The 24858-nt window shown below is 44.8% G+C and carries 22 protein-coding genes and 2 pseudogenes; 8 read left to right on the top strand and 16 right to left on the bottom strand.

Going from position 1 to position 24858, the window contains the following annotated elements; all coding sequences use genetic code 11:
• The first annotated feature begins 273 nt into the window (after window positions 1-273).
• Complete coding sequence (locus AC0YOA_RS13075; RefSeq protein ID WP_475786941.1) at window positions 274-1278, top strand: LLM class flavin-dependent oxidoreductase; 1005 nt, start codon at window positions 274-276, stop codon at window positions 1276-1278.
• Window positions 1279-1435: 157 nt separating this feature from the next.
• Window positions 1436-2626 (top strand): MFS transporter, encoded by a 1191-nt coding sequence (locus AC0YOA_RS13080; protein ID WP_475786942.1) that lies wholly within the window; start codon window positions 1436-1438, stop codon window positions 2624-2626.
• A gap of 581 nt (window positions 2627-3207) precedes the next feature.
• On the opposite strand, the gene AC0YOA_RS13085 is transcribed toward AC0YOA_RS13080, so the two are convergent.
• A complete protein-coding gene (locus AC0YOA_RS13085; protein ID WP_475786943.1) occupies window positions 3208-3645 on the bottom strand; it encodes a hypothetical protein in 438 nt (145 codons plus the stop codon).
• A 208-nt stretch (window positions 3646-3853) separates the two neighbouring features.
• Window positions 3854-4153: a hypothetical protein gene (locus tag AC0YOA_RS13090; protein ID WP_475786944.1), complete on the bottom strand. Its 300-nt coding sequence runs from the start codon at window positions 4151-4153 to the stop codon at window positions 3854-3856.
• 93 nt (window positions 4154-4246) lie between these two features.
• On the opposite strand from AC0YOA_RS13090, the gene AC0YOA_RS13095 reads away from it, so the two are divergent.
• The gene (locus AC0YOA_RS13095) at window positions 4247-4468 is read left to right on the top strand and encodes a hypothetical protein (RefSeq protein WP_475786945.1); all 222 of its coding nucleotides are present in this window, start codon (window positions 4247-4249) and stop codon (window positions 4466-4468) included.
• 1933 nt (window positions 4469-6401) lie between these two features.
• Window positions 6402-6749 carry a putative quinol monooxygenase gene (locus AC0YOA_RS13100; protein ID WP_475786946.1) on the top strand — a complete coding sequence of 116 codons (348 nt, stop codon included), beginning with the start codon at window positions 6402-6404 and terminating at the stop codon, window positions 6747-6749.
• Between the two features lie 3 nt (window positions 6750-6752).
• On the opposite strand, the gene AC0YOA_RS13105 is transcribed toward AC0YOA_RS13100, so the two are convergent.
• Complete coding sequence (locus tag AC0YOA_RS13105; RefSeq protein WP_475786947.1) at window positions 6753-6893, bottom strand: WYL domain-containing protein; 141 nt, start codon at window positions 6891-6893, stop codon at window positions 6753-6755.
• Window positions 6894-6926: 33 nt separating this feature from the next.
• Between AC0YOA_RS13105 and AC0YOA_RS13110 the strand changes: the two are divergent.
• Window positions 6927-7193, top strand: a pseudogene (locus AC0YOA_RS13110) (transposase); the annotation flags it as partial.
• Window positions 7194-7468: 275 nt separating this feature from the next.
• Here the strand turns inward: AC0YOA_RS13110 and AC0YOA_RS13115 are convergent.
• The gene (locus AC0YOA_RS13115) at window positions 7469-8023 is read right to left on the bottom strand and encodes an ATP-binding protein (protein WP_475786948.1); all 555 of its coding nucleotides are present in this window, start codon (window positions 8021-8023) and stop codon (window positions 7469-7471) included.
• A gap of 39 nt (window positions 8024-8062) precedes the next feature.
• Between AC0YOA_RS13115 and AC0YOA_RS13120 the strand changes: the two are divergent.
• Window positions 8063-8269, top strand: a pseudogene (locus tag AC0YOA_RS13120) (IS110 family RNA-guided transposase); the annotation flags it as partial.
• Window positions 8270-8502: 233 nt separating this feature from the next.
• On the opposite strand, the gene AC0YOA_RS13125 reads toward AC0YOA_RS13120, so the two are convergent.
• The 5 genes from AC0YOA_RS13125 to AC0YOA_RS13145 all read right to left on the bottom strand — a co-directional run bounded on the left by AC0YOA_RS13125 (window position 8503) and on the right by AC0YOA_RS13145 (window position 13328).
• A complete protein-coding gene (locus tag AC0YOA_RS13125) occupies window positions 8503-9858 on the bottom strand; it encodes an ABC transporter substrate-binding protein (protein WP_475786949.1) in 1356 nt (451 codons plus the stop codon).
• 449 nt (window positions 9859-10307) lie between these two features.
• The gene (gene sigJ / locus AC0YOA_RS13130) at window positions 10308-11201 is read right to left on the bottom strand and encodes an RNA polymerase sigma factor SigJ (protein WP_475786950.1); all 894 of its coding nucleotides are present in this window, start codon (window positions 11199-11201) and stop codon (window positions 10308-10310) included.
• 37 nt (window positions 11202-11238) lie between these two features.
• Complete coding sequence (locus tag AC0YOA_RS13135) at window positions 11239-11478, bottom strand: hypothetical protein (RefSeq protein WP_475786951.1); 240 nt, start codon at window positions 11476-11478, stop codon at window positions 11239-11241.
• A gap of 84 nt (window positions 11479-11562) precedes the next feature.
• Window positions 11563-12201, bottom strand: a complete 639-nt coding sequence (locus AC0YOA_RS13140; protein WP_475786952.1) for an FMN-dependent NADH-azoreductase — start codon at window positions 12199-12201, stop codon at window positions 11563-11565.
• A 350-nt stretch (window positions 12202-12551) separates the two neighbouring features.
• The gene (locus AC0YOA_RS13145) at window positions 12552-13328 is read right to left on the bottom strand and encodes an arylamine N-acetyltransferase family protein (RefSeq protein WP_475786953.1); all 777 of its coding nucleotides are present in this window, start codon (window positions 13326-13328) and stop codon (window positions 12552-12554) included.
• A 929-nt stretch (window positions 13329-14257) separates the two neighbouring features.
• Here AC0YOA_RS13145 and AC0YOA_RS13150 point away from each other — a divergent pair.
• Window positions 14258-15118 (top strand): NAD-dependent epimerase/dehydratase family protein, encoded by an 861-nt coding sequence (locus AC0YOA_RS13150; RefSeq protein ID WP_475786954.1) that lies wholly within the window; start codon window positions 14258-14260, stop codon window positions 15116-15118.
• A 503-nt stretch (window positions 15119-15621) separates the two neighbouring features.
• Here AC0YOA_RS13150 and AC0YOA_RS13155 read toward each other — a convergent pair.
• From AC0YOA_RS13155 to AC0YOA_RS13165, 3 genes are read right to left on the bottom strand one after another with little or no spacing between them, the layout of a single operon-like run.
• Window positions 15622-16854, bottom strand: a complete 1233-nt coding sequence (locus AC0YOA_RS13155) for a serine hydrolase domain-containing protein (protein WP_475786955.1) — start codon at window positions 16852-16854, stop codon at window positions 15622-15624.
• Window positions 16855-16877: 23 nt separating this feature from the next.
• Window positions 16878-17465: a TetR/AcrR family transcriptional regulator gene (locus tag AC0YOA_RS13160; RefSeq protein ID WP_475786956.1), complete on the bottom strand. Its 588-nt coding sequence runs from the start codon at window positions 17463-17465 to the stop codon at window positions 16878-16880.
• Between the two features lie 45 nt (window positions 17466-17510).
• Window positions 17511-18263, bottom strand: a complete 753-nt coding sequence (locus AC0YOA_RS13165; RefSeq protein ID WP_475786957.1) for an SDR family NAD(P)-dependent oxidoreductase — start codon at window positions 18261-18263, stop codon at window positions 17511-17513.
• 506 nt (window positions 18264-18769) lie between these two features.
• On the opposite strand from AC0YOA_RS13165, the gene AC0YOA_RS13170 reads away from it, so the two are divergent.
• Window positions 18770-20719 (top strand): Calx-beta domain-containing protein, encoded by a 1950-nt coding sequence (locus AC0YOA_RS13170; protein ID WP_475786958.1) that lies wholly within the window; start codon window positions 18770-18772, stop codon window positions 20717-20719.
• Between the two features lie 139 nt (window positions 20720-20858).
• On the opposite strand, the gene AC0YOA_RS13175 is transcribed toward AC0YOA_RS13170, so the two are convergent.
• From AC0YOA_RS13175 to AC0YOA_RS13190, 4 genes are all read right to left on the bottom strand, one after another.
• Window positions 20859-21500: a GNAT family N-acetyltransferase gene (locus AC0YOA_RS13175; protein ID WP_475786959.1), complete on the bottom strand. Its 642-nt coding sequence runs from the start codon at window positions 21498-21500 to the stop codon at window positions 20859-20861.
• Between the two features lie 303 nt (window positions 21501-21803).
• Complete coding sequence (locus AC0YOA_RS13180; protein WP_475786960.1) at window positions 21804-23735, bottom strand: fructose-1,6-bisphosphatase; 1932 nt, start codon at window positions 23733-23735, stop codon at window positions 21804-21806.
• A 239-nt stretch (window positions 23736-23974) separates the two neighbouring features.
• A complete protein-coding gene (locus tag AC0YOA_RS13185) occupies window positions 23975-24208 on the bottom strand; it encodes a DUF3953 domain-containing protein (protein ID WP_475786961.1) in 234 nt (77 codons plus the stop codon).
• Between the two features lie 146 nt (window positions 24209-24354).
• Window positions 24355-24798 (bottom strand): copper amine oxidase N-terminal domain-containing protein, encoded by a 444-nt coding sequence (locus AC0YOA_RS13190; protein WP_475786962.1) that lies wholly within the window; start codon window positions 24796-24798, stop codon window positions 24355-24357.
• Window positions 24799-24858 lie beyond the last annotated feature (60 nt).

Raw genomic sequence — 24858 nt, forward strand, 5'->3', positions numbered from 1 at the left:
CAGTCAGGGCTGGGTTCATGCTGTACCGCGTCATGTATCCTCCAAACTTCCTCAATACTTGCACAAATGTCAAGCAATCTGTGCACTAATGCACCCATCGTCGTCATTTGGTCATTGAAGCGATTCCGATTCAGGTTATAATGATACACAGTTGTGCAACAAGACATGAATATGCGTTTTTCAGGGCGCCCTGTTAAAAGGAAATAGATGGATTTGGATAACTGCAGTTTTTAAGTCGAAAATTTCGGCTACTATGACCTTGAGGTGAACATCATGTTAAAACTTGGAATATTAGATCAATCTCTTGTCGGAGAGGGCCACACTGCTATCGAGACCCTTGCAACAACGACCCGCTTGGCCATTGAAGCTGATAAAATGGGTTATTCCCGTTATTGGGTATCTGAGCATCATGGCTCCAAAGGACTCGCTCACTCCAGCCCCGAGGTCCTCATTGGATACCTGGCTTCGCATACCAAGCGGATTCGCATTGGCTCTGGCGGTATTATGATGCCCCATTACAGTGCATATAAGGTTGCCGAGAACTTTAAGCTGTTGGAAGCTCTGTACCCCGGCCGAATTGATCTAGGTATTGGCCATGCTACCGGTAGTCTTCCCTTGGCGACAAGCGTTCTTCAAGAAGGGCACCAACTAGAAAAGAACTATTCGCAGCAGGTTGTTGATCTCGTTGTGTATCTGCATGATGCTGTACCGGCATATCATCGATTTCCTGATATTATTGCGTCTCCTTCCGTGCCAACTGTGCCAGAGCTATGGTTGCTTGGTTCAAGCGGTAAAACAGCCGAACTTGCTGCTGAGGCAGGTGCTTCTTATGCGTTTGCCCATTTTATTATCTTTGCTTCTGGCGGCCCTGAAGCTGCAGCGTTGTATCGCGAGCGATTTAAGCCTACTGGAATGAAGAGCAAGCCACAGTCTTTGGCTGCTGTCATTGTCATTTGCGCCGACACAGAGCAGGAAGCACGGAAACTAGATTCCAGTGTAGGTTTTTATTATCAAGAATTGGCAAAGGGTAAGGAAATACCATTCTTCCCTACAGTCGAAACGACTGAGCAATACCCATACACCGATGAAGAACTGGAAAAACTTAAGGCCGGACGTGCAAAACGAGTGGTCGGCAATCCCGAGCAAGTAAAGCGCGGACTCTCCCAGCTGGCTGAAGAATATCAGACCAACGAATTGCTCCTGGTATCGCCCATTCATGACTTCGAAGCCAGACTTCGATCTTATCGACTCATTGCACAAGCTTTTGGAATGAAATAATCAAAAATCTCAGCTCGAAATGAGCAACAACGAATAAGACAGCCAGAAGAACTGGCTAGATCACTTGCCAGTTCTTTGCCGTAGGCGCCGAGAAAGATCATTTTTTTTGGACAATTGGGAACGATCATTCTCATAATTATGACAGGAGAATCCATCCATGACTAGTGAAATTTCAAACCAAACCCGATTACGAAATCCATGGTTATCGGTTATTGCCATCGCTCTAGGTGCATTGGCCCTTGTCATTACCGAATTTTTACCAGTCGGTATACTTCCTGAAATCGCTCGAGAATTCGATATATTAGAAGGAACTGCCGGATTAACCATCACCTTTACCGCGCTATTAGGCGCGATTGCTGCACCGCTTACGACGCTCGTAATTAAAGAATTAGATCGACGAATTGTATTATTAGCCTTAACGTTTTTGCTTATCCTATCCAGCTTTATGTCATTTGCCGCACCTAATTTTATCGTGTTCATTATAGCTCGTATCATTCTTGGAATCGGAGTTGGCGGTTTCTGGGGAATCTCCGTGGCAACCGCAAGTAAGCTAGTGCCTAGAGATAAGGTGGCTCGAGCTAGTGCCATTGTGTTCTCTGGCATATCGATCGGAACCATAATCAGCGTGCCGGCAGGAGCATTTATTGCGGCCCATTCGGATTGGAAATCAGCATTTATGGATGCCGGTGTGTTTGGGGTTGTCGTTATTATCCTTCAACTCATTCTGCTTCCTAAAATGCCGATGGAACAAGGCATTACAGTTCATGACTACATCAATTTACTCCGTTCGAGAAAAATCCAAATGATTCTGATTTTCACTGTTTTTATCGTCGCAGGTCAATACGGGGCTTATACGTATGTAACGCCATTTTTGCAGCAAGTCACAGGCGTGTCGGATAACGTATTGAGCATATTGCTTCTTGTCTATGGCGGCGTTGTTATTGTCGGTAATTTCTTAGGAGAGTTTCTTGTTAAGTTGGGCCTTCCTCGAATGAATGGTGTTATCGCCATCATCTATCTTGTTTCTTTTATAGGAATCGCAGTATTGGGTCATCATTGGATTATGGCTACAATTGCACTCATTATCTGGGCCGTTGCGTGGGGCATGGTTCCCCTTGGATCGCAGCTTTGGATCTTTCAAGATTCCAATAAGCCCGATGCAGCGCAAGCGATATTTACGGGCACATTTCAATTATCAATATGCATTGGGTCGCTGATTGGCGGTGTTGTCGTAAATGCGGTTAACGTAACTGGTGCTATGTGGTTGGGGGCTATTTTAGCGGCTATGGCAATGTTAATGGTCTTTATCTATGTGATAAAAGCAAATCGATCGGTTAAAACTGCTTAGATCGCATGTCTTGGATGATTTCTATAAACTGGTTGACATCTTTGGACGGATGTAAGGGGTATAGCAAACCATAGGGCAGCGTGAAGTCCAGTCGCACGGAATGGTCACTAAGGATGGATGAACATCCGCCCAAGCATCCAATGTCAGGAGGACAACGCCGCTTTCCTCGCAAATTGCCGGCGCACGAAAAAAGTAAATTGCGAAAAAAGAGCCATCCCAAAGGATGGCCCTTGACATTAGAATGAATAATGTCGATCTTCCGAGCTAACTGAAAGAGTCTGTATTCCATTCAGCCCTTCGATGTACACGCAGACGGCGACAAATATTTTCGGTTTTTCGGTTATGTAACGAGCTGACAGAGCGCGGTGTTTTTCGATAAGGAGCTCACTGATGACACGCGCACTTTTCACTCCACTTTCAAGAATCTTTCGCGTTGGTTCCTGTAAGTCAATCGGCAGTTCAAACTCCGGGACCTTTTGTGCTGCAGCAACTACGTTTTCCTCCCACGAGAATAAATCATGGGATTCATTCTTAACCGGCATCGTACTGGCGATTGGCCGATCAAAAACCGCCGGCCGGGGTTACGGAGTAACCAGCTGCTTCAGTTTCCTGATCTGCTTTTCGAGCAGCGGAAGTCCGAGCGAAAGATGCTCCATAATCTCCGCCGGGATATTGCCCTGAATCAAGTCCGGATCGATCTGCCAGTTGTTTTGAATTTTGAGAAGCAGTTCATCCAGTTCGTAGTCAACCGCATCAAAGCCCTTTTTAATGATTGAAACCACAGCTGCATCAATTTTTAAGTGCTCCTTCAAATGCTCGATACCGAATTTCATGACCTGTCCGGTTGCTTTATGCTGAACATGATGCTGGTAACGTAAGGATCTGCCGCATTCGCACTTCAAATCTGAGCTGACCTTGCCTGCATCAATGTACCCGGTGTAGACCCATTCATTAAGTAGCGCTTCAATATCTTCCGGATCGGCATCCGTAGGAACATGAGCACCTTTTTCTTTCGCCATTGCATTTGCAAAAACCGTACGCCGGCCTCAGACCATTTGTTCTCAAAGGAATCGTTGCTGTCCATCATTTAATGTAGCTAAAATTTTGTCACGTTGTTCTACAGTTAGGATCAAGCTGTTCTCCCCTCTCTCTCCCTAATTCCTAAAAAAATTGCGCGTTTACTTTACATTTATTCGCGTGCTTCTCGCTACATCCACGCTCATGTCATTACCCTCCAAGCTCCATGGCTTTATTGATCTGCATATTTCGCACCGGAGATGCAGCAGCCATATCGAGCATTTCATTTTTCCGTGCAACTGATAGGTACGGATGCTTGTCCATTGGAATACCTCGAGCCGACTCTTCTCCCCGCATTTTTACGTGAAGCGTTTTTGTGTCGTTCTCGAAATGAAATCGCTCGACATACCGATTAAGATCATGCACCTCAAGGCCAGACTTGATCGAAGGCAATCCTTCGGTGATTTTTAGTACATCCCTCAATTTCATTGACGTTCTGGTGTTCGCCATTGGACTTGCTCCTGAGCAGGCTCCGGTATGGGCTTAAGGCATTTTTCAAAGACGCGAACCAGTTCCTGCCGTTTACGAGGATCGTCGGTTAATTTGACCGCCTGGAAGGATGCGGCGCGCAAAGTGGCGGCATGCCCGCCTAATGTCCACTGCGAAGGCATGGCCGAGGCAGTGGCGCAGGCGCACGAGCTGGCTACACCGGGTGACATTATACTGCTGAGCCCTGCCTGCACTGCGTTTGACCAATACCGCAACTTTGAAGAGCTCGGGCATCATTTTGTAGAGCTGGTCGGCGCGCTGCACAGGTCGGAGTAAGGTTAACCAAAAGACGGTTCTTAAGAGGAACTGAATAAATTATTTCATTGCGCTAACGGGAACGATAGCTCAATAACAAGAGGCAGTCTACGACTTTATTTTCCCAAGTCTTAAACCTGCCTTTCGTTATTGTGAAGTGTAGTCTAATACTTATATCTTAAAAGCTGCCGACCTTCTAATCCAAAATACCGCGTTAAATCAACGATTCCAGTCTAAGACTTTATTTTCATCGGACACACACGTGGCTACTTTATCTCCCTATATACATTTATTCTTGAGATGTACCCGCGGCGACTTCTTGTGTTTCCACATCACTTACAGGCTTCTTCTTCAAATGATCGAAGTTGCCTTTCTGAATCTCTTTGATTAGGTCCTTAAAAAGACAACCGTAATTATTAATGGCAATCTTGATCAACCCGATGATGCTGAGAAGGCTCTTGCTCACGATGGAGACTTGATATCCCTTGGTAAAGCAGCTCTTGTGAACCATAATTGGATTGTTAAGGCTAATTCTGGAGAATCTATTAACACCTTTACTGGTGAATTATTTGTTCCTGATGTCACCATAAAAGACCAAGAGATCAATTAAAGAATAATATTTGAAGAGGACGCGTAAAGTAGCGTTCTCTTTTTTTTTGCGGTACTAACATAGTCAGGGCTGCTGCTCCAGAACAGTCCCTTTACCCTCAGGATGCTGGCAGATGTAACTCAAAGTTGGGGTCAAGGAATCCGTATCCAATTCAATCAAGTTGGGAATATTAATTTGGGTAACAATTGCTTATCAATGGAAAGTAACCCTTTGTACCCTAGAAATGGTCTGTCACCTGGAAAAAACAATTTAATTGGAAAGAAGGGGAGTTTCCAATGCAACATTATGTTTGATACCTCTGCCTTGGCATTATAAGCATCATCATTGACGTATTTACAGTTATAAAAACAAAGAAAATCAAATTAATCAGTTTACTTTTTGGGATGATTGGAGTCGGGTATTCCGTCGAATTTTTTATCTGTAAACTTTTTGACAGCTATCGTTATATCCCCGATATTCTTGATAATTCTTATGACGATAACATTCTTGGCGCAATTGCATCCAATGCGTTTTCTTTGCAATAGCCGGTTTTTATTTAAACATTGGATGGATTGTGTTATTCTCCGGAATATTTTTCGGAATAGAGTGTCTTTTCCTCAAGCTGGGTATTTATGAGCACAATTGGTGGAAATCTATATATACATTTGTTGCCCTTCCGTTTTATTTCGGGTTCGCAAAAATCTGGTTTCGAAAAATGGAAACGATCCTTCACCCTTCTCTATACTTTGCAACGCTATGCTTCATTATTTTCAGCATTCGCGTATCCATGGATTATGTACTCTACGCAATCATAAAGAGTCACCTTTTTTTAATCGGATGGTTTGAGGACCCGTCTCGGGATAATACCGTATTCTCTCATGTTCAATGTTTTTTAATTAGTATTTTAATCGTTATCCTATTTAAGCTTAAACTGCGCCTATCCGTTAAAATAGTCCTCGTCTTCCTGATATCTGGGCTTGATTCTTTAATATTGGTTTCATTGGGTATTTTACATATGAAGTCTTGGGATGTGTTTTTTACATTTTCGGCAAACCTGATTGCATTCCTTATCCTGTTTCCGTTCAGTTGGTCTTTATTATCATATAGGGGTTACCTCGGGTACCGTCAACAAAACGCGGAAAACGAAAACTAAGAAAAAAAGTGATTAGTTGAAATAACTGCGCATACTAACGACAATTCTTATCTTGTGGGACATCGCATAGACTGACCTGACATGATGTTAGCGGAGAAGTCCGTTGAAACTATTGGAAGTGCACCAATTATGTAATTATTTTCCTTTACACAATTCGATGTATGGCAGCGACGATAACTCTGTAGCTGTTAAATAAAAGGAGATTACATCACATGTCAAATACAGAACAAACGCTTTTACTCGCTCGATTTAAATTGAAACCTGGAACAAAGAATGAATTTCTCAAAGTAGTGGGGACATTATGCGATAGAATGTCCCAAGAGCCAAGCTTTGTAAGCACGATTGTGCATGAAGATCCTGATGAACCCGATGATGTCATTTTTTATGAAGTATGGAACTGCTCAAGAGAGTATTTCGAAACCGTTATTGAAACTAGAGAGTACCGCGATGAGCTAATTAAAGCCGCTTCTGAATTCATCCTTGACAGACCTTTAAGCTGGTTAGAGCCAGTTGGCGAATGGGGAAGCCAATTGACAAAACCAAAAGGAATTGAGATGTAATAATCATACTCCATCAGGCGGACGGTAATGGCTCAAGTTAAAGCCATACGGCATAACAAAATACTTATCCAACACGACTAGCTCAGTCATTCGCGACAAGCGGAAATGGCGGATATCCTTCCGCAGGTCGCAGCGTCCGATCAAAATCCAATTGCCCTGAACGAGCGCCAGTCCGTACGGCTCGACCCTTTTCAGCGAGACATTGAACGTCTAGATACCACTACAGGGATCGGCCGGCGTACCGCCGAACAAATCTTAGCCGAAGTTGGGACTCATGTCGCTTCACACTTCCCATCTGCCGCTCATCTCTGTTCATGGGCTGGTCTCGTTCCAGGGCAAAATGAAAGTGCCGGAAAACGTAAATCCTCGAAAACTCGCAAAGGCAACAAATATCTCCGAGCGGCACTGATCGAAGTCGCCCACTCCGTATGCAGATCTGACAACTACCTGGGAGCAGGATGCGATTGTTAGACAAGCCGTACGAAAGCTCGAGAATCTTGGTTTTCAAGTCGCTCTTTCTAATTCGGAGGCCTCTTAACTTCCTCATGTTTCATAAATTCCTAAGAAGCACAACTTTTAAAAACCATCAAAGCTGGGATTAGCTTCGTGCTGCCATTTTTGGGTTTGTGCTAAGAGTAATTTTCGGGGTAGCGTAATGAAAATTTGAATTACCAGAGCCGAAAGCCCCGAAACAAATTTAAATCAGCTAATGTAAAATATTATAATTCACTTGATTCACTGATTGTTTTAATTTGTTGAATTATTTCCATTAGCTTAGTTGGATCCTTAATGACAAATATATAATTAGCTTCATCTTCTCTCGGTTGTACCTGTTTCGAGATTTCTTGTCGCTCTAGCACTTCTAGAAAGCTCGAAGCACTTCGAAAGATCGCTTTAGTTCTCTGTGTTTGTTCTATACGCTCTTTCAGTAATTCAACAGGTAAATCAAAGTAAACTATAATGCTTACAAATTCTTTTTCATGAAAATAACGAAGTACATTCGTTCGTGCTGGTTCATGCAGATTGGAATTGCTTAGGATTATGTGTAAATTGCTTTGCTCCGTAGCATACTCAACAATCGTATTTGTAAGAGAGAATTTAATTGTATTTGGTCCTTCAATGGGGCGTAGTTTCTTATAATGGTTATTTATAAACTCTGCGTGGTTGTCCTGGTCAATGACAACAGCTTGTTGTAATACTGATTCTAATTCTTTTGCGAAAGTAGTTTTTCCACTATGAGTCTTTCCTACTGTCATGATTACTAGTCGGTTCATTTATAATTCTCTCCATTCTGTTTAGGAGGACGCTCTACTTTGAAGTTTAAATCGCAGGACAAACAAAATCAACTCATTGAAAAAATTACGGCCCAACATCTAGTCATTGGGATCGACATTGCCCAGCAAACATATGTCGCACGTGCCGTTAACTTTCGAGAGATCGCGCTTGGTAATCCCCTATCCTTCTCCAATGATGAGGAAGGTTTTCACAGCCTTCTTCGGTGGATCCAGTCGCTGCGATCCGAGCTGCCATTTGTCTCGGATCATCTGCCTTATTCGTATTAAAGCCAAAAGGCAATGTACCAGAATCTCGGTCTACATATCGCTTATCCCGCATTGTTACGTAATTAACGTACTTCCCGCATCAATGACACGTACCAGGCCCTCTTGAGATCCAATAATCGGAAGAATTGTCCCGGCAGCAAGAACCCACCGTGAATGAGTTCACGGTGGCCGCAACGATCTGTTTATTTATTTTACAAATGGGGGCTGAAGTCGCCGGATTGTTCGATCGCAATCGTCTCTTCGATCGCTTTGTCCATATCTTCGTTGACCAGCCTCAGCGCCGTCTGACTGTCTTTCGATTCCTCAAAGATATTGGGCTGGAACACATAGCGAACCTTCGGATCGATAAACGTCAGGCCCGGCTTGCGGGCTGCCGGAATCGCGCTCTTCAGCGCATAAACAGATTGGAGGTTCTTGCCCCGCAGCTCCGCCACTCCTTGACCAAACGCCTGCTGAACGGCATCGCTTATGACGGGAGATCTGACGCCCAGCTTGGCCCGTTCGATCTGGACCTCGTCGGACAGCAGATAAGCGAGCACCTGAAAGGCCAGATCTTTATTGTTGGATTGATTCGTGATGAACGCTCCGAACGAGTAGGGCTGATATTCGGTCCCGGTTCCCTCGAAGACGGGTACGGACGATACGTCGAAATTCAGGTCCTTGTAATTTATCCCATAATCGACGATCATTTCGTCCACATCGACCGCCATGGCGATTTGGCCTTTGGGAAAATCCTTCACCGTTGTGAACTGATTGCCGGGAATTTCGTAGAATCGCCTCAGGTTGTTTACGATTTTCAGCCAGTTTTGCGACAGCATGGATGCTTTGTCTTCGGTCGGGCTGAGCGCAGGCTCCCCGAGCTGGTTCAGCATCATATAATATTCGGGATGCTGCTGATAGCCTTTATAGGTGAGGTCACCCTCCTGGCGGGTCAGCTTTTTGGCCAATTCGTAGATTTGATCGTACGTCATGCCCGGCTGTGGATAATCAACGCCGAATTTATCAAACAGATCCTTGTTGTAATATAGTACATAGTCGCTGGATTCGAACGGAAGCGAAAACAGTTTTCCGTCCGAAGCGTTAATGGATTCCTGCATGTAGGCCGGACTCAGCCTGCTCGTATCGAAATTGTACTTTTTGATCAGATCCGACATATCGTATTCAAGATTGAATCTGCGAACGTACCGGTATGAATTGCGCCTCACATCCTCCAGAACGATATCAGGGAAGTCCCCTTTCGCAATCATATCCTCGTAGCGCGTGCCGTCGTCCCACTGCACATGCCGGATTTTGATATCCGGAAATTTTTTCCTGACAAACTGGCCGATAAGCTGCTCGAAGTTGTCTTCGTCAACATAGCGTTTGTTGAACAGCTGGTCGCCCGTATAGATCAATAACTCGTTGTCCGGCGGTGCAGGCGTTTCTTCGCCAGGCGGTGTCTTTTCTTTTTCTGAAATATTGGGACTGTTATTCGCGCTTTCGAAGCATCCGGAGAGCGTTCCCAGCGCAATCAAGAGAATGAGTGCCGTGCTGATAAACTTTTTCACGAATTGGTACCTCCGCATCCATTTTAATAGACTTGCAGATCCTTGCGATGAAAAGAACGTATGGTTCGAGTGCAGCTGTTATATGTTGGGTAACCGCAACCGATTGACAGCGCTTGCAAAAGAGATCATCACCCTGCACCCCCTTTCGATTCGATGTATCAACCAAGATTATCGTAAACCTCCCGAGGATTGCCCAACAATAGGGCATTCACACAAAATATAGGCGATATGAATCCAATAGGGTCCAGACTGAAAAAAAACGCAGGGGAAACCCTGCGCGTGTAAGCTTTATTTTAAATTCTGAAAGGAAAAATTTATTGATAAGGAGATGAGTACACAAGCATTGCCATGTTAAACCGATGCGGCTGCTGCCGTGGTAAGTAAAAAAAAGATTGAAGATCACGACAGTGAATGCAGATTACGTCAGTAGTAAGAGTTCTTGCCATTACTCAATTCCCTAATTTCGATAACTGGTATCCGGAGCGAAATAAACTCAGCTTATCCGGGTTCCGGATAATATAAATGTTGTGAATCGTATGTCCTTCGGCATGAATCATCACGACAGATTCGGCTTGCTCTCTTACACGGACAACGACCCCGGTCTGGCCGTTAATCCTACTTACCTCCAATTGAATGCCACCCTCGTAATGGAGCGACTTGCGGAAAAAACCGAAAAGGAATTTGGAGACGGCCTCGCGGTATTCGATCGGGCGAACCGCGGCGAACACTTTCCCTCCCCCGTCTGAGATGAGCGCGACATCGTCCGCAAGCATGGAAACGACCTGCTCTGTGTTATCCTGCTCAAGCGCGGCAACGAATCGGCGGATCCATGCTTCTCTATCGGTCTCGGCATGGACCGGTTCCCCTTCGCCGATTTCCATCTTTCCTTTCGCGCGGCTGAAAAGCTTGCGGCAATTGACCTCGCTTTTACCGATGATCTCGGCTATACCGGCATAATCGAAGCCGAGCGCCTCACGCAAGACGAACACCGCCCGTTCTGCTGGGGACAGTTTTTCCAGCAGTACCAGTGTTGCATAAGACAGCAGCTCGTCTTGTACTATAAAATCGAGCGTTTCGTCTTCCGAGGTCGGGATTGGCTCGGGAAGCCATTCTCCGAAATACCGCTCCCGCCGTTTGCAAGCCGATTTGTATAAATCGCGGCAGCGATTGACGACCATTTTGCACAAATACGCCTTAGGTTCTTCGGCGAGACCAGACGGATGTACGTCACACACCTTCAAGAACACGTCCTGCACTACGTCTTCTGCATCAGACCACGTACCTGTCATCTGATAAGCAAGCGTGAGCAACAGTCCCTTATAATGCATGTACAACTCCTCCATCGGTGTACCGTCTCCTTTTCACGTTTTAACCTGTCTTTCATTTCGTCAGCAAGCTTGCCGTGTCCCATGTATATTTTTTGATCTTCCAGCCCAACTTACCCTTGATGACGATATCGAGTCCCCATTTGTTCACCCAGGTTAATCCTTTGTCGGGACCGAGCCCGATGCTGAAAGATTTCATATAGCTTTTATGCACCGGCGCCTGGCGTCCTTCAAGATCGGCCAGCAAAATTTTGGCACGTTTTGCAGCTTGAGGAATCGCTTCCTTGCGCGTCATGCCGTCGACATACCCGTTGACCGGGTCTGCGATTAGGCGCAGTCACCGATACTGTATACGCCTGGCATAGGGGGATTATTCGCATCACCAGGCAGCGGCAAGCTTGTAAGCTTTCGCTATGGCCGTACGGACGATTTCTTTCGCATTCTCCGGTTTATTTTCATGCCCTTCCACAAACAGAGCTTCTACATCGCTTACCCCAACAATACCCAAAACCATTTTTAAATAAGGATGGCTATGATCCATCGCCGTAAAAGGCCCTTCGGAGAAAATGCCGCCGCTCGCTTGAATATGAATCGCTTTTTTGCCTTTTAAGTGTCCGACGGGACCGCTTTCCGTGTAATGGAACGTTTTTCCAACAATGACAAAGGAATCGATAAATGCCTTGAGACGTGGCGGGACTCCCCAATTCCACATGGGAGAGACAACCACATATTTATCGGCACGCGTCACCATTTCGGTTACTTCGTTCAGGGCGTGAAGTTTTTGCTGTTCGACGGGACTCAGCTCGGAGAAGTCCATATTCAACTTTCGAATTTTCCCCCATGCCATTATGACATCGCCGTCGATCGTCTGAAACGATTCTTTATAGATATCGAATTCTTTCACTTCATCGTCCGGGTGAGCTTCCCGATAGGCTTGAAGAAAAGACTGGCCTACTTGAAGTCCGACTGAATGTTCCGGAGACTTGGGATTCGCGGTAATATATAATAATTGTGCCATGTTGTTTCCTCCTATGCTTATCGTACGCCGACGTTAATCGACAAGGTTTAGTTTTTCCAATGAAAAGTAAAGTAATGTGCGGCCGCTTCCTCGATCCCGACTAGCGCGAGCCAACCCTTCATCTCGGCTTAACAAGGCCGTGCACTGGCCCCGCAGGATTTTGTGTTTCAAGGCCCAGGTAAATTGAAGATGGCCTGCAAATGCTATAGCTACCTGATATTTGACGGGCCGGAGAGGCGGCGGATAATATCTCCTACGGTTCCTGACGGCTCGCCCCTATGCGGCAAGGGCAGTTTCCGTCATTTTTAACCGTGAGGAGGGGAAGCGGCCATTTCCTTCGTTCTACAGTTTTACAGTCCGAAGCGCGAACGGAGCAGCTCCTTATAGCGCAAGCCGTCAATGTGCTCCTTCGTCACGGTTCCGTCCTTCCATTCCGTAAATGAATCTTCCGTTAACGTAACGTTACCACCGGCCGTCAATTTCGTGGCGAGCGGACGTTTGTTGAACTTCGATCCGGGATACTCCGCAACTATCTTCCGAATGTCTTCGCTTTCCGATAGGTCGGTGATCGGCTTCCCGGAATCAAAGGCGTATCCGATATGCCAATCCGAATCCTTATGCATTATCTTCACTTCGAGTTTGTAATCTCCAAGACTGCCGTCCTCCGGCCGGATCCGAAACGAACCGTTACCGGAAATGACGTCTTCCCCGGATAACGGAACGGGCTTCAGCGGCAAATTCGCCCCAAATCCTGTATCGACGAGATAAAGCCGTCCTAAGTGGGCTAGAAGAACGGCGATATGACTCCTTCCCCATGACAAATAGTTTTGTGCTTCCCGGTCATAGATGATCCCTCTTGTCAGCACCACGTTAAATCCGTTTTCGACAAGGAACAGATATAAGAGCGAATTCAGCTCGTAGCAAAGTCCCCCTTCTTTCTCAAGCAGCAGCTTGTTAATCAAATATGGCTCCGTAATCGGAAATGCCCGGCCGTTCAGCACACGCAAATTTTCAAAGGGAAACGTTATTGCCGTTTTCTCCAGAAGGCAATCCAGTCCATCGAAATCGAGCACTTCGTCCGCCGGCAGTCCGATTCTTTCGCGAAATAACAAATTAATCCCGTTCATAGGTAGTCCTCCGATCAATGAATGCGATTTTCGTTCCATACCTTAAGCATAATGAGTACGTAGGAGACGGACCATCGCGAATATCGCGAACTGTACCAATACAGTTTGATGAAGGAGAAGGGAGTACGGCGCATAATCTATATCCTTCAAGGGTATATAGAAGTTATGCAGCGGCATCATAAAGACAAAGATGTACTTTTTGGCCCGCTTAAACTGCTGCAGCACCCTTGGCCGACCCGTGCCATAACGCATGAATATTTTCAAAAAATGATACAACACATTCAGACTGAACTTAGCGGTATCATCGGACGGGTCTTTACTATAAGCGGCATTTTTCTCCATCTCCCATTTCTTCTGGACATTTTTACGCTACAGCCAACATCATTGCGGCGTATGCCGATTGACCTTGTAATTCAATCTCATCCTCTTCACTCCTCAGAATTTTATTTAAATTTGAATTTCCGGGAGGCAGCCGCTCTTTCCCGGTTTTTCGTCATCTTAAACGAAATAGGGCCGATGTCTGTGACATGTCGCATCATTTCCAAATCGAATTAGACGGCATCCGGAACACAGACCAGCGGCATTGCGGCAAGGGAACGTCCGCTGGCGCAGCATTGTCACATATAAGGCGGCTACATCGTTCTATATTCATCAATTCAACAGGAGATGGTGATTAAAGGATAGGTCTGATAAGGCAAGCAAACTGGTTTGTCATTGTTATTGGCGCTGGGATTGCCGGTTTGATGGCATTTTGTCCGATTATCCGCTGTCTAGAAATGGAATCATTCCAGGTGTTAACTCCATTCTGGACAGAGTGGTCTTCCTCCATGATCGGTTGGAACTTTATCAGCTATTGAGGGCACTCATCATTGGAGAAGTATTCGGGGTTCATAGCTTGCAAAAAATCAAAAAAACGGAGGTAGATTCAAGTGAAAATTTTAGTGGCGGGAGCAAGCGGGGTCATCGGGAAATCGCTCATTCCGATGCTGGTACAAGCGGGACATGAAGTGACCGGATTAATACGCAATCCGGAACATGCTGCAAGAATGAAGGAAGCTGGGGCTTCATTTATTCTTGCAGATGTATATGATCGCGATGCCCTGTTCGGAGCACTTGCCGGGGCATCTCCGGAGGTGGTCATTCACCAATTAACCGCATTGCAGGCCATGAATTTGGAGGACAATGCACGAATCCGCAAGGAGGGAACGAGAAACCTCGTGGACGCTTCGCTCGCAGCTCGCGTTCGCCGAATGATTGCACAAAGCGTCTCTTGGACATATGCACCTGGGGAGGGGCCGGCGACGGAGGATTGTCCACTTGATCTTGAGGCGCCCGCGCCACGCATATCAACTGTACGAGGTGCTCATGCACTGGAGACCACCGTGGCGGAGATGCCGGAGCATGTTATACTTCGGTACGGATTGCTATACGGTGACGGAACCTGGTATGCTCCGAATGGTTTGATCGCGGAGCAGGTGCGCCGGGGGGGACTTGCCGCTACAAACGGCGTCAGTTCCTTCGTTTATACGGAAGATGCCGCAGCAGCCGCTGGGCTAGCACTGGGCTGGCCGTCGGGAGCGTACAACATTGTGGACAGCGATCCGGCAGCCGGCACTAAATGGTTGCGCGTCTACTCGGACTGCCTTGGTGCTCCGGAGCCAAGGATAGAGCCGGGAAGTGCAAGAGGCGAACGCGGAGCACTGAATGCAAAAGCACTTCAGCACGGCTGGAAGCCGAGGTTCGCTTCATGGCGCGAAGGATTCCGCCATACTCTTCGAGGGAATTCATAAGCGGCGGTTTCTGTGTAATGAAGCAGTTGTACAAATGAATGGGTTCAAATCAAAGCAGAGGTTTTCGACCTCTGCTTCTTCTTATTAGATTTTTCCTTATTTAAAAAGATGTAAATAATTTACTAACTTTGCAAATCCTGTTACGAAATGGTTTGAACTTCTCCTCGGTTTGCTAGCCGCTTTAATGCCCACCTTATCGTCGGAATTCTCACAACTTATCAGGTATTTTCTCAACCAGACCTTGCATTCGGTGTAAAGTAAACTTCCCTTTGTTTCGCACCTTGCCGTTTACAATCGCTGAGCTCCCAGTTAAGTACTATATAGGAATTCAAGCAAAGCTCGTTCTCGAAGGGAAAGACAAGAGATTTTTAATTGAATCACATCCTCTTCGATCAAGAACTTTGGAATGCGTTTATCCATCTTTGACTCGCATTTGAAAAAGGCCGTACCTTATTGGTACGGGCCTTTATTTATAACGTTACTTAATGGCGTATTCATGCGCTTCAGTCGATCACTGCCTGATAGATCATTGTCCAGAAATCATGAGCGATCAGGCTGTTCTTAGGAAGCTGCGCCCCTCTGAGCTGAATCATTAGCGTCGCCATTAGCTCCTCACGCGGATCTGCGATCCAAGTCGATCCCAGAGCCCCCGGCCAGAAAAACGAGCCTTCGCTAGGACCGATTCCGATTTGCCTGGTCCTGACTGAGACGCCGTACCCGTATCCTTTGTTCGTCCACATCATCGACCCGTCGTAATCGGTCTCATCGAAGAAGGGATGCGTATGCTGTTCGGGAGTGAGATAGTCGGTTATCATCGCCTCCACAGATTTGCGTGACAGAATGCGTACCCTGTCCAGCTCCCCATGGCCAAGCAGCATTCGTCCGAAACGCTGGTAATCATCCGCCGTGGAGAGAAGGCCGGCTCCCCCGGATAGGAAGAGAGGAGCTTCCGCCCAACCAGTCGATTCCGGACGGTCCAGTGCGAGGAGGCCTCTCCCCTCCTTCGGCGCGTATGCGACTGACAGCAGGCCTCGTTTTTCCTGCGACATCGTGAAACTTGTGTCTCTCATCCCTAGGGGCTCAAAAATCCGTTCATGGAAAAACTCATCCAGCGTTTGACCCGTTACCCGGGCAATTAATACGCCAAGAACTTCGTGTGCAATGTGGTAGAGGAAGCGGGTGCCCGGCTGATAAAGGAGCGGCAGCTCGGCCAGCCGTTTCATCCAGGAATCAGGATTGAGATGCTCCTCTGCATTCTGGACCCCCAGCGGCTTTGCCAATGGAGCGGGAAGCAGCTTCATCACCTCGGACTGCAGCTGGTGATCCCCCCAGCCGATACCGATACGTGAAGTAAGCAAGTCGTGAAGCGTGATAGGGCGGGACGATGGCAAGACGTCGTCCAACCTTCCGTTCGGATCGCGCAGAACAACCCGGTTGGAAAGCTCCGGAAGCCATTCATTCACCGGATCATAGAGACGAATCTTTCCTTCTTCGACCAGCATCAATGCGGCTGCAGCCGTGATAGGCTTTGTCATCGACATGATTCGGAAGAGCGTATCCCGTCGAACGGGAATGCGTGCCTCTTTGTCCTGCCAGCCGATCGCATCGGTATAGGCTTCCTCGCCTTTGCGGTGAACAATGGCGACCGCCCCGGCGATCTCTCCGCGATCCACATAACCCTGCAAGGCGCCGCTTAGTCGGCGAAGACGTGTTGCGGAAAAGCCCGCTTTTTGCATCGATATCTCTCCTTAGAACAGTATTACTTTGATAAACCATCACAAAAAGTATTCACGCTGTTTTCTATAAATTCCTCTTTGGTGTCACTGATAAATTGAGTATTCCATAATGCATGAGAAGAAAAATAACCGTAATACATGGTCAACAACACCATGGCTTGTTTAGAAGCATCAGTAATGACCATTTTGTTCTGATCCTGCATTACCAAAAAGTAATCTGTTAATAATCTTTGCAATTGCTTTGTATTTTCAGCAATAAGGTTGATTAATTCGGGCATAGTCGTTCGTTCTTGAATGGCAATTAAAAAAATTTCCCTGTTATTCTCCATTAAGTCAAGATACGACTTTGCAATAAGTTTTAGGTCTTGTTCCAACTCGTGTACGACTTTTTGTTCAAATATTTTTTTTAAACTAGGGGCATATGAATATTTTTTAACGGCTGCTTCGAGCACCCCTTTTTTGGTCTTAAAATGGCGAAATACCGTCATCTCGCTTACTTCCGAGGCGATGGCAATATCCTTTATTGTTACTGATTTGAATCCCTTTGCTTGCATTAATTGAAGAGCAGCATCAAGAATTCGATCAGAAGTACCTATCTCTTTTTCATGCATAAAGGCGCGCCCCCATTCTTTATAACAATTCTCTTTACACTACTCCTATTCCATATAACTTCCTCCATTTACTGGCGTATACGTACCTGTAGTGAATTGACTGTCATCGCTTGCCAGGAAAGAAATGACCCTTGCCACATCATTGGGCTGAGCCAAGCGACGAAGTGGAGTGAAATTGCTTATCGTTTGCTTCATTTCTTCGGACATAAACGCAGTAGCATCTGTTTCAACCACCCCTGGAGCAACCACATTAGAAGTGATCCCATAGGGTCCGAATTCACTGGCGATATACATAGCGAAAGTATCAAGGCCGCCTTTAGCTGTACCGTGAGCAATCATGTTGGGGGCAATATGCTTGCCTGAGCCAGAGGAGATATAAATAATGCGCCCATATTTTTGTTCGACCATAAAGGGAATAACAGCCTGCGTCATGACAAATACTGATTTTAGTTCATCATTTAACTTTTGGGAAAACTCACCCCATACCATTTCAGCAAATGGCTTTGTTACAAAAGACATGTTTGCATTATTCACTAAAATATCAATTCGTACACCAAAAGCTTCTTTCGTTTTCTTTATAAGCTCAGCAACTTGGTTCTCATCACGAATATCTGCCTGAACAGCTATGGCCTCACCTCCATCTGTTCGAATAGCATCAACCACTGCATGTGCAGCATCATGATTACGAACATAATTCACTACGACTTTTGCTCCGCGTTGTGCTAGTAATTTTGATGTTGCACTTCCAATACCGCGCGCTCCTCCAGTTACAATAGCCACTTTTCCTTGCAAATTCATTTGCACCTCTCCTTTGCATGTATGTTATCGATAACTAACATCATTATAATGATTGCTTAAACTTACTGTCAAATTACAAACATATCCAATAACCAAAATCACTCCATTTTGCTCAGTTTGCCTCAGGCAACGGCGCCATCCGTCGAGCAATTGTCTTCGTCGGAAATCAGATCATGTTCTTGTCACCATTAAATAAGCGATTTTGCGAAGAAACAAAAGAAGGAGCTGCCGCGACAGCTCCTTCGTCAAATGTCTTTATCAAGCTATAGTACCCGTCGTATTATGAGGTCAGCCAGTTTTTACTGGTTGACCTCTTTGCTTTACGCTGTGTTGACAGCCCCCTCATTTAGCTTTCCATATCGGTTTGGGTATGGTTAACAAATTTCCCTACACTTCTTATTCTTACAAAAACTTTACCATTCTATGATTTTCCATTTACAGTGCTATGTTATTGTAATGCAAATACGAACAGAAAAATGTTCAAAATCAAAATGAGGAGGTTTTTTATGAAAACTCACACGAATCGCGTAAAAATCGCAGCACTTCTTTTGTCAGGATCGTTTATGTTAGGCGCATTCGGTTTGCCGGCATCTGCTGCGAACGTACAGCAGCCCGCACAGTACGAACAAAGCTACGAAATCACCAATCCTTATGGAAATACGAAAACAGCCAATATCTGGTCGCCAAGGGCAAGCAACCCAGCCTTTGCTCAGCCCGGTCAGTCTTTCGATGTTGAGGTTCGATCTACAGCAGCTTTATCCACTACCGGATGGACAGCTGAATTGCAGAATGACCTGAGATCATGGAACGCTACGGTTACTGTCAAAACAGGGAAAGTTTACTACGGCGGTGAGGATGGCTATATTTTTACGGTTACCGTTCCTGAGGATATTTCTCCTGAGCTTTTCTCTCTAGTACTTAAAAACAGCAGCAATGATACTCTTACCTCCAGTCGTTCCATAAAGGTAGAGCAGAATTTAGAGCAGGACTTTTATATTTTACATACATCTGACGAGCACGTTATGAGGGTAGATGCAGTAAAGTCAAGCGGAAAGTCTCATGCTACCGGCGGCAACGGAAGCTTTGATCAGATAAACTGGGCTGCTTCAGTTATCAATATCATTAATCCCCGTATGGTCCTCCACACCGGTGACAATATCCAGTTTTATCATGAAGCGAATCTTCATAACGGAATAGACGCACCTACCTGGGCAGGAGACCTTACCGGTCCTCAAATGCTCAGCGGCTATATGCAAGCCAAATCAAATTATACTGTGCCCACAGTTATGGTCGGCGGAAACCATGATACAGGCTACAGTGACTATAAGGATTCCGCGAGATGGTACGACATTTATGAAAGCATTGTAGGTGCGACTGCGTTTTCAATACGTATGGGATCATTCTATCTGTTAGCAAGTGAGTGGACCTGGGATGGCCATTTACAATATTCAAAAGATACATTCAACAACAGCTTTAACGATCCAACCATAAAATATCGTCTATGGGCCTCCCACTTCTATGGTAATGAAGGCAGTCAAACCCTTGACTATAAATATACGATCCCTACGGCAGACAAACCAAGTGATCTTGCACTTGTAGGTCATAACCACACTGCAAAAAAATTGCAAACAACTCCCTTCCCCGTATTTTCTGCAAGCGCCGGACAAAATTACGAAGAGCATGGTTTTTACAATTTCAAAAAGCAGACCGACGGGTCCTGGGTATCCCCTCAGGCAAGCCAATCATCAATGGTTATGGGTGTTGACAGGTTCAGGATGTACAATATGAGCGAAACTGCAGATACCTCCGTTCCAACGACCTATGAGCCTACCGAATTTGCTGTTACAGAGTCCTTTGCCAACGCAAATGACGGAACAAAAAACCAAAACAGCGTGGTCGTAACCAATAATATAAAACAAAACTTCTATGACGGCAGGGTGCGTTTCCTTATGCCCAGAGGCGAATATTCTGTAGAAGGTGGTACAATTCTATCACAATACAACTATGATACAGACAAAACTGCCGTTTTAGTTAAAATCGATATAAAGGAAGCTACAACAGAACCATCCAGATTAGAAGTTACTATTAACAAAGACGCGAGCGTCCAATTCGTATCGGCTGTCACCTATGAATTGGAAGAATCCAAAGTTGTCAACGTCAAGCTGGTCCGGGCGGGCACAAGCAAAGGAGCGGTTACCGTATCCTATTCCACCCAGTCCAAGACGGCAATGAAAGGCAGCGACTTTATTGATTCGTATGGTACAGTGACGTTCGCAGATGGTGAAACCAGCAAGATCATTCGTATTCCTATCGTGGACGATTCTTTGGTGGAGTACCGGGAAACATTCGGGGTTAAACTGAGCAACCAGGGTCCTAATGACAATGCGAACGTGGGAGCCATTGCGGAAACAGAGGTTGTCATTTACGATCAAGACCATTTAAAAACAACAAAGTAAGCTGTTCGAACACGCCTCAAACGAGAGGCGTGTTTCTTTTTTTATTAGACTCGATACTCTTGGTATTGAAGAATGAGGGTGATGAGAACCTTTAAATTAATCGAATCTAATCAGCTACCATCCACTCAACAGACTGCTGTTAAAATTGATTTATGTTCGATGATTTTACTGCTTTCAAAAAATCCTCCGGTGCTTTTGCAAATTGTAACTTTTCAAAATCCTTTTGAAACATATTTGCTTTTAGAAAAGGCAAGCTTTCTTCCAAGTCATTTGGTCTGTACCCGATTACTTGATCTGTCAAAAAAGCAAAGCCAAAATCTGAATATAGTTTTATTGCTCGAAAGCTGGGTGGCTGAGTATGAAGATAGACGGGATAGTCATTCACTGCAAAACTGTTCATGACAATAGAAAGCAACGCTCTGCCTATGCCTAATCCCTCGTCTTTTTTCAGAACCTTAAACCAATGTATCGTAGTGATTTTCTCGTACGATTTCCATCCAAAGCATGTTGCGATAGGAGTATCGTTTTTATCACAGACAAATAAACACTTCTGGAAAAATAAGCTTTCTCTATCTGCATAGACATCATTAAAATAACTTTTCATAAAGCCATAATATTCTTTGGCGGACTTCGCGTCATCAAAAGGCATCTCTTTCCAAATATTTATCTCGTTTCTTCTACATGTTCTTACATGATACTCATTTGACAATTCAGTAAGGGCACTGGGATTCAGTGCTTTGCACATCATAAACAGGTTTTTATCGACGATTTCTTTTTCCAAAACATAACCTCCTTTATCTGGATTTATTACTACGTACACTTTATTATGACATGAGGAATTTACCTTTCATATCATTGGAATTGGTACAACTAAGATGACTGATAATTAATAACACTAGAGGAACCTCATTAAACGCACATTGCCACGTTCCATTTCACTAAGAATAACGAGTTTCTCTGACGCTGAATATTGTTTTTTGCGTATGAAAAAGCCCCCCATAGCAGGTTTTATTATTTCACCTGTCTACCGTATGGGGAGCATATCACAACGCGGCGGTACCAGTTGTTTCATTTGGAAGTTGTTTCATTTCATGTAGCGATATTCCAGGAGATTCTTCAAATTTGAGATTTTCTGCAGCAGCTTCTCCCCTACATTGGTTTCCCTCACCAGCTTCCGCTCCAGTTCTTTGTCCACCAGCCTTTTTACAGACAATACGTCCGTTCCGTTACATAATACATCTTCTTTTGAATTAAATTTCTGATGGGCAACGAGCTGCATGCCAAAGGAATTATACAACAAGGTATATCCGGCGATGCCCGTTGTGGATTGATAGGCTTTGGAAAAACCGCCGTCAATGACAACCATTTTCCCGTTAGCTTTAACGGGGTTCTCTCCACGAATTTCTTTAACTGGCGTGTGGCCGTTAATGATATGTCCATGATTCGGATTCATATCAAACTCCAGCATGATTTTCCGGCAGATCTCCTCATTTTCACGCAAATGGTAATAAGGGTTCTTTCTTTCTTTGTAGGTTTCTTTATCTTGGATAAAGTACCGTTCAAAGGTGGTCATTTCTCTCTTTCCAAAGAGCGAGGAACATTCCCCTGTCCAGATGTACCATACCATATCCGTAGCCAGATCATCCGTCTCTTCCGGATGCGCAAAGGCGTAACGTAAATAATATTCAAAAACATCGAGCAGCTGACGGCCCGAATACGTCTTGTCTTCAATCTGCATTTCTTCCATGTTTCCTTCTTCATCCAAAGGAATACAGCCGTGAAATAACAAATTCCCGTTGTATTTTAAATAAAGACTGCCCTTTTTCATAAGAAAATTCATATGTCTGGCCAGCTTTTCGGAATGCTGAACGGAGAACAGCAGTTTTTCCATCACCTGCTGTTCTTCCTCCAGCAATTGCTCAGGCTGCTGCGGATTTACGGTTGCGAAACAGGTGTTTTCCAGCGGGTAAGTTTTTCCGCCGATCTTGATTTCAGTTTTGTCGTAATCGATCTCCTCAAGCAAAAGCCTTTTAGACATATTAAAGTATGGGCGTCTCTTGATAATCGGGATTTCAAGCTTAAACTGGATCATGGCAATGGCTTGATGAATTTTGGTAATCTGCAGGATTTCCTGCTCCGAACCGTTATGGTCGGTCTGCAGCTTCGGTCTAAAGGCCGGATTGTCATCATAGTATTTCTCCGCCAAGTTTAGCAGTGGGCGAAGATTGATTCCATATACGTCTTCGATGATGTCCATATTGTCGTATCTGGCGCAGATCCGGATAATATTCGCAAGGCAGACCAGGGAACCCGCATAGGCGCCTATCCACAGGACATCATGGTTCCCCCACTGAATGTCTACAGAATGGTAATTGATCAGCGTGTCCATAATTTTATCGGGGTCCGGCCCGCGGTCATAGATATCTCCGACCACATGAAGATGGTCAACCACCAGGCGCTGGGTCGTATAAGCAAGGCCGATAATGAGCTTGTCCGCCTGGCCCAAGGAAATAATCTGCCGGTATATCTCCTCATAATAAGGGTCCTTATTGTTGGTCGAATCCGTCTTGTATAGAAGCTCTTCTACAATATATACAAACTGCTCCGGCAGAGCTTTACGCAATTTCGCGCGCGTATATTTGGAAGAGGCATAAGAAATGAGCTTAAGCATTTGTTCAATCGTTTCTCTGTACCATCGGTTTAAGGCTTGTTTATTGCACAGGTCTCCTTTAACCAGCTGTATTTTTTCTTTCGGATAATAAACTAACGCAGTAAAATCATTGATTTCATGATCCGTCCAAACCTCACGGAACAAGGCTTTGATTTTCTCTTTTACGGTACCCGAACCGTTTCTTAGTACATGCTGAAAAGCCTGGAACTCCCCATGCAAATCACTGACAAAATGCTCAGTTCCCTTGGGAAGATTGGAGACCGCTTCAAGGTTGATGATTTCAGTTACAACTTTTTCTTCCGTATCATATTTCTGGGCCAATAAATCTAGAAACTGCGAATCCAAAACAGATGTCCCCCTTCAAGGAAGTATGGTGATGTATATGAGGTTTTTTTAATGGGGCTAGCCGCGTACCTTTAAGCTTAGTGTAAACAGTAAAGGGAAAAACATTAGGTTTCCGAGGTTCCCTTTGGTACTCTTACTAATACTATTATAACTGAAACTTCCCACGATATCCTGCCCGTTACTTCAACGAACTAAAAAGAGGAGCTGCCCTAAGCAAACTCCTCCACTATCGTAATCCGTTAGTTCAACAAAAAGCCCTGTACTGATACAAATAATGAAAAAAGGAAGACAACAACCAGAAGCCAACCATATGTTTTTCGCTCTTTTTGAAATTCCTCTAACCCCATCACCAACATCATTAAACTCAAAAGTAATATCATAAGTGTTTGAAACTCAAAATTCTTTGTAATGAGTCCATAAGCAGCAATTATAATAATAACTGGTGATAAAACATAACGTAATATCTTTAACAAAAAATACCCCCTTTTTTCTTATTGCACTTATCTGCCCTTTAGCTTAAGGCAGCTGCCGCCGGCAAACTGACCCATGATTCGTTGAACTAACGTACCCGTTAACTTAACGAAGTCGCTTTAATGTTGGCACTTAGTCTATTGGTTTTTTATTTCGTATTAATCGTTGCTATCTTCTTTTCATTATCCCAACTAACTGTTGCCCCTACAGCTTCACTTATGAATCTAAGATTCACATAAACAGTTCCTTCAGGAGAGTCAAACGGACCTTGAGTTAAAGTATATTCCTTTTCATTGACAGTTGCTTTAAAGCTCCCCAGAGTCATTTCAATTGTTAAATCATCTTCTCTTGCTGTGATATTCTTTGTTTTGGAATCCCAATTAACATTCATCTTTAAAGTTTCAAATAGCTGACGGAATGGCACCATCGTATTTCCATTTATCACAATCGGTTTTGCATCAAAGCTAAGGGGTTGACCATCTAATATAACGGAACCGTTAACAGGAGGTGTTGCTGCATTAGCGATAGAAATTGAAAAACATGCAACAGCCGCCGTAATAACAAAAATTTTGATAAATAATTTTGATTTCAAAATTCATCCTCCAATTTGTGGTTATTTGGTTATATAGATACTTCAATAAAATTGACGTTC

The sequence above is a fragment of the Paenibacillus sp. JT22N12 genome, assembly GCF_056269365.1.

Coding starts and splice junctions, on each gene's coding strand:
- AC0YOA_RS13075 (WP_475786941.1), top strand. CDS start 274: ATGTTAAAACTTGGAATATTAGATCAATCTCTTGTCGGAGAGGGCCAC.
- AC0YOA_RS13080 (WP_475786942.1), top strand. CDS start 1,436: ATGACTAGTGAAATTTCAAACCAAACCCGATTACGAAATCCATGGTTA.
- AC0YOA_RS13085 (WP_475786943.1), bottom strand. CDS start 3,645: ATGGCGAAAGAAAAAGGTGCTCATGTTCCTACGGATGCCGATCCGGAA.
- AC0YOA_RS13090 (WP_475786944.1), bottom strand. CDS start 4,153: ATGGCGAACACCAGAACGTCAATGAAATTGAGGGATGTACTAAAAATC.
- AC0YOA_RS13100 (WP_475786946.1), top strand. CDS start 6,402: ATGTCAAATACAGAACAAACGCTTTTACTCGCTCGATTTAAATTGAAA.
- AC0YOA_RS13115 (WP_475786948.1), bottom strand. CDS start 8,023: ATGAACCGACTAGTAATCATGACAGTAGGAAAGACTCATAGTGGAAAA.
- sigJ (WP_475786950.1), bottom strand. CDS start 11,201: ATGGAGGAGTTGTACATGCATTATAAGGGACTGTTGCTCACGCTTGCT.
- AC0YOA_RS13135 (WP_475786951.1), bottom strand. CDS start 11,478: ATGACGCGCAAGGAAGCGATTCCTCAAGCTGCAAAACGTGCCAAAATT.
- AC0YOA_RS13140 (WP_475786952.1), bottom strand. CDS start 12,201: ATGGCACAATTATTATATATTACCGCGAATCCCAAGTCTCCGGAACAT.
- AC0YOA_RS13145 (WP_475786953.1), bottom strand. CDS start 13,328: ATGAACGGGATTAATTTGTTATTTCGCGAAAGAATCGGACTGCCGGCG.
- AC0YOA_RS13155 (WP_475786955.1), bottom strand. CDS start 16,854: ATGCAAAAAGCGGGCTTTTCCGCAACACGTCTTCGCCGACTAAGCGGC.
- AC0YOA_RS13160 (WP_475786956.1), bottom strand. CDS start 17,465: ATGCATGAAAAAGAGATAGGTACTTCTGATCGAATTCTTGATGCTGCT.
- AC0YOA_RS13165 (WP_475786957.1), bottom strand. CDS start 18,263: ATGAATTTGCAAGGAAAAGTGGCTATTGTAACTGGAGGAGCGCGCGGT.
- AC0YOA_RS13170 (WP_475786958.1), top strand. CDS start 18,770: ATGAAAACTCACACGAATCGCGTAAAAATCGCAGCACTTCTTTTGTCA.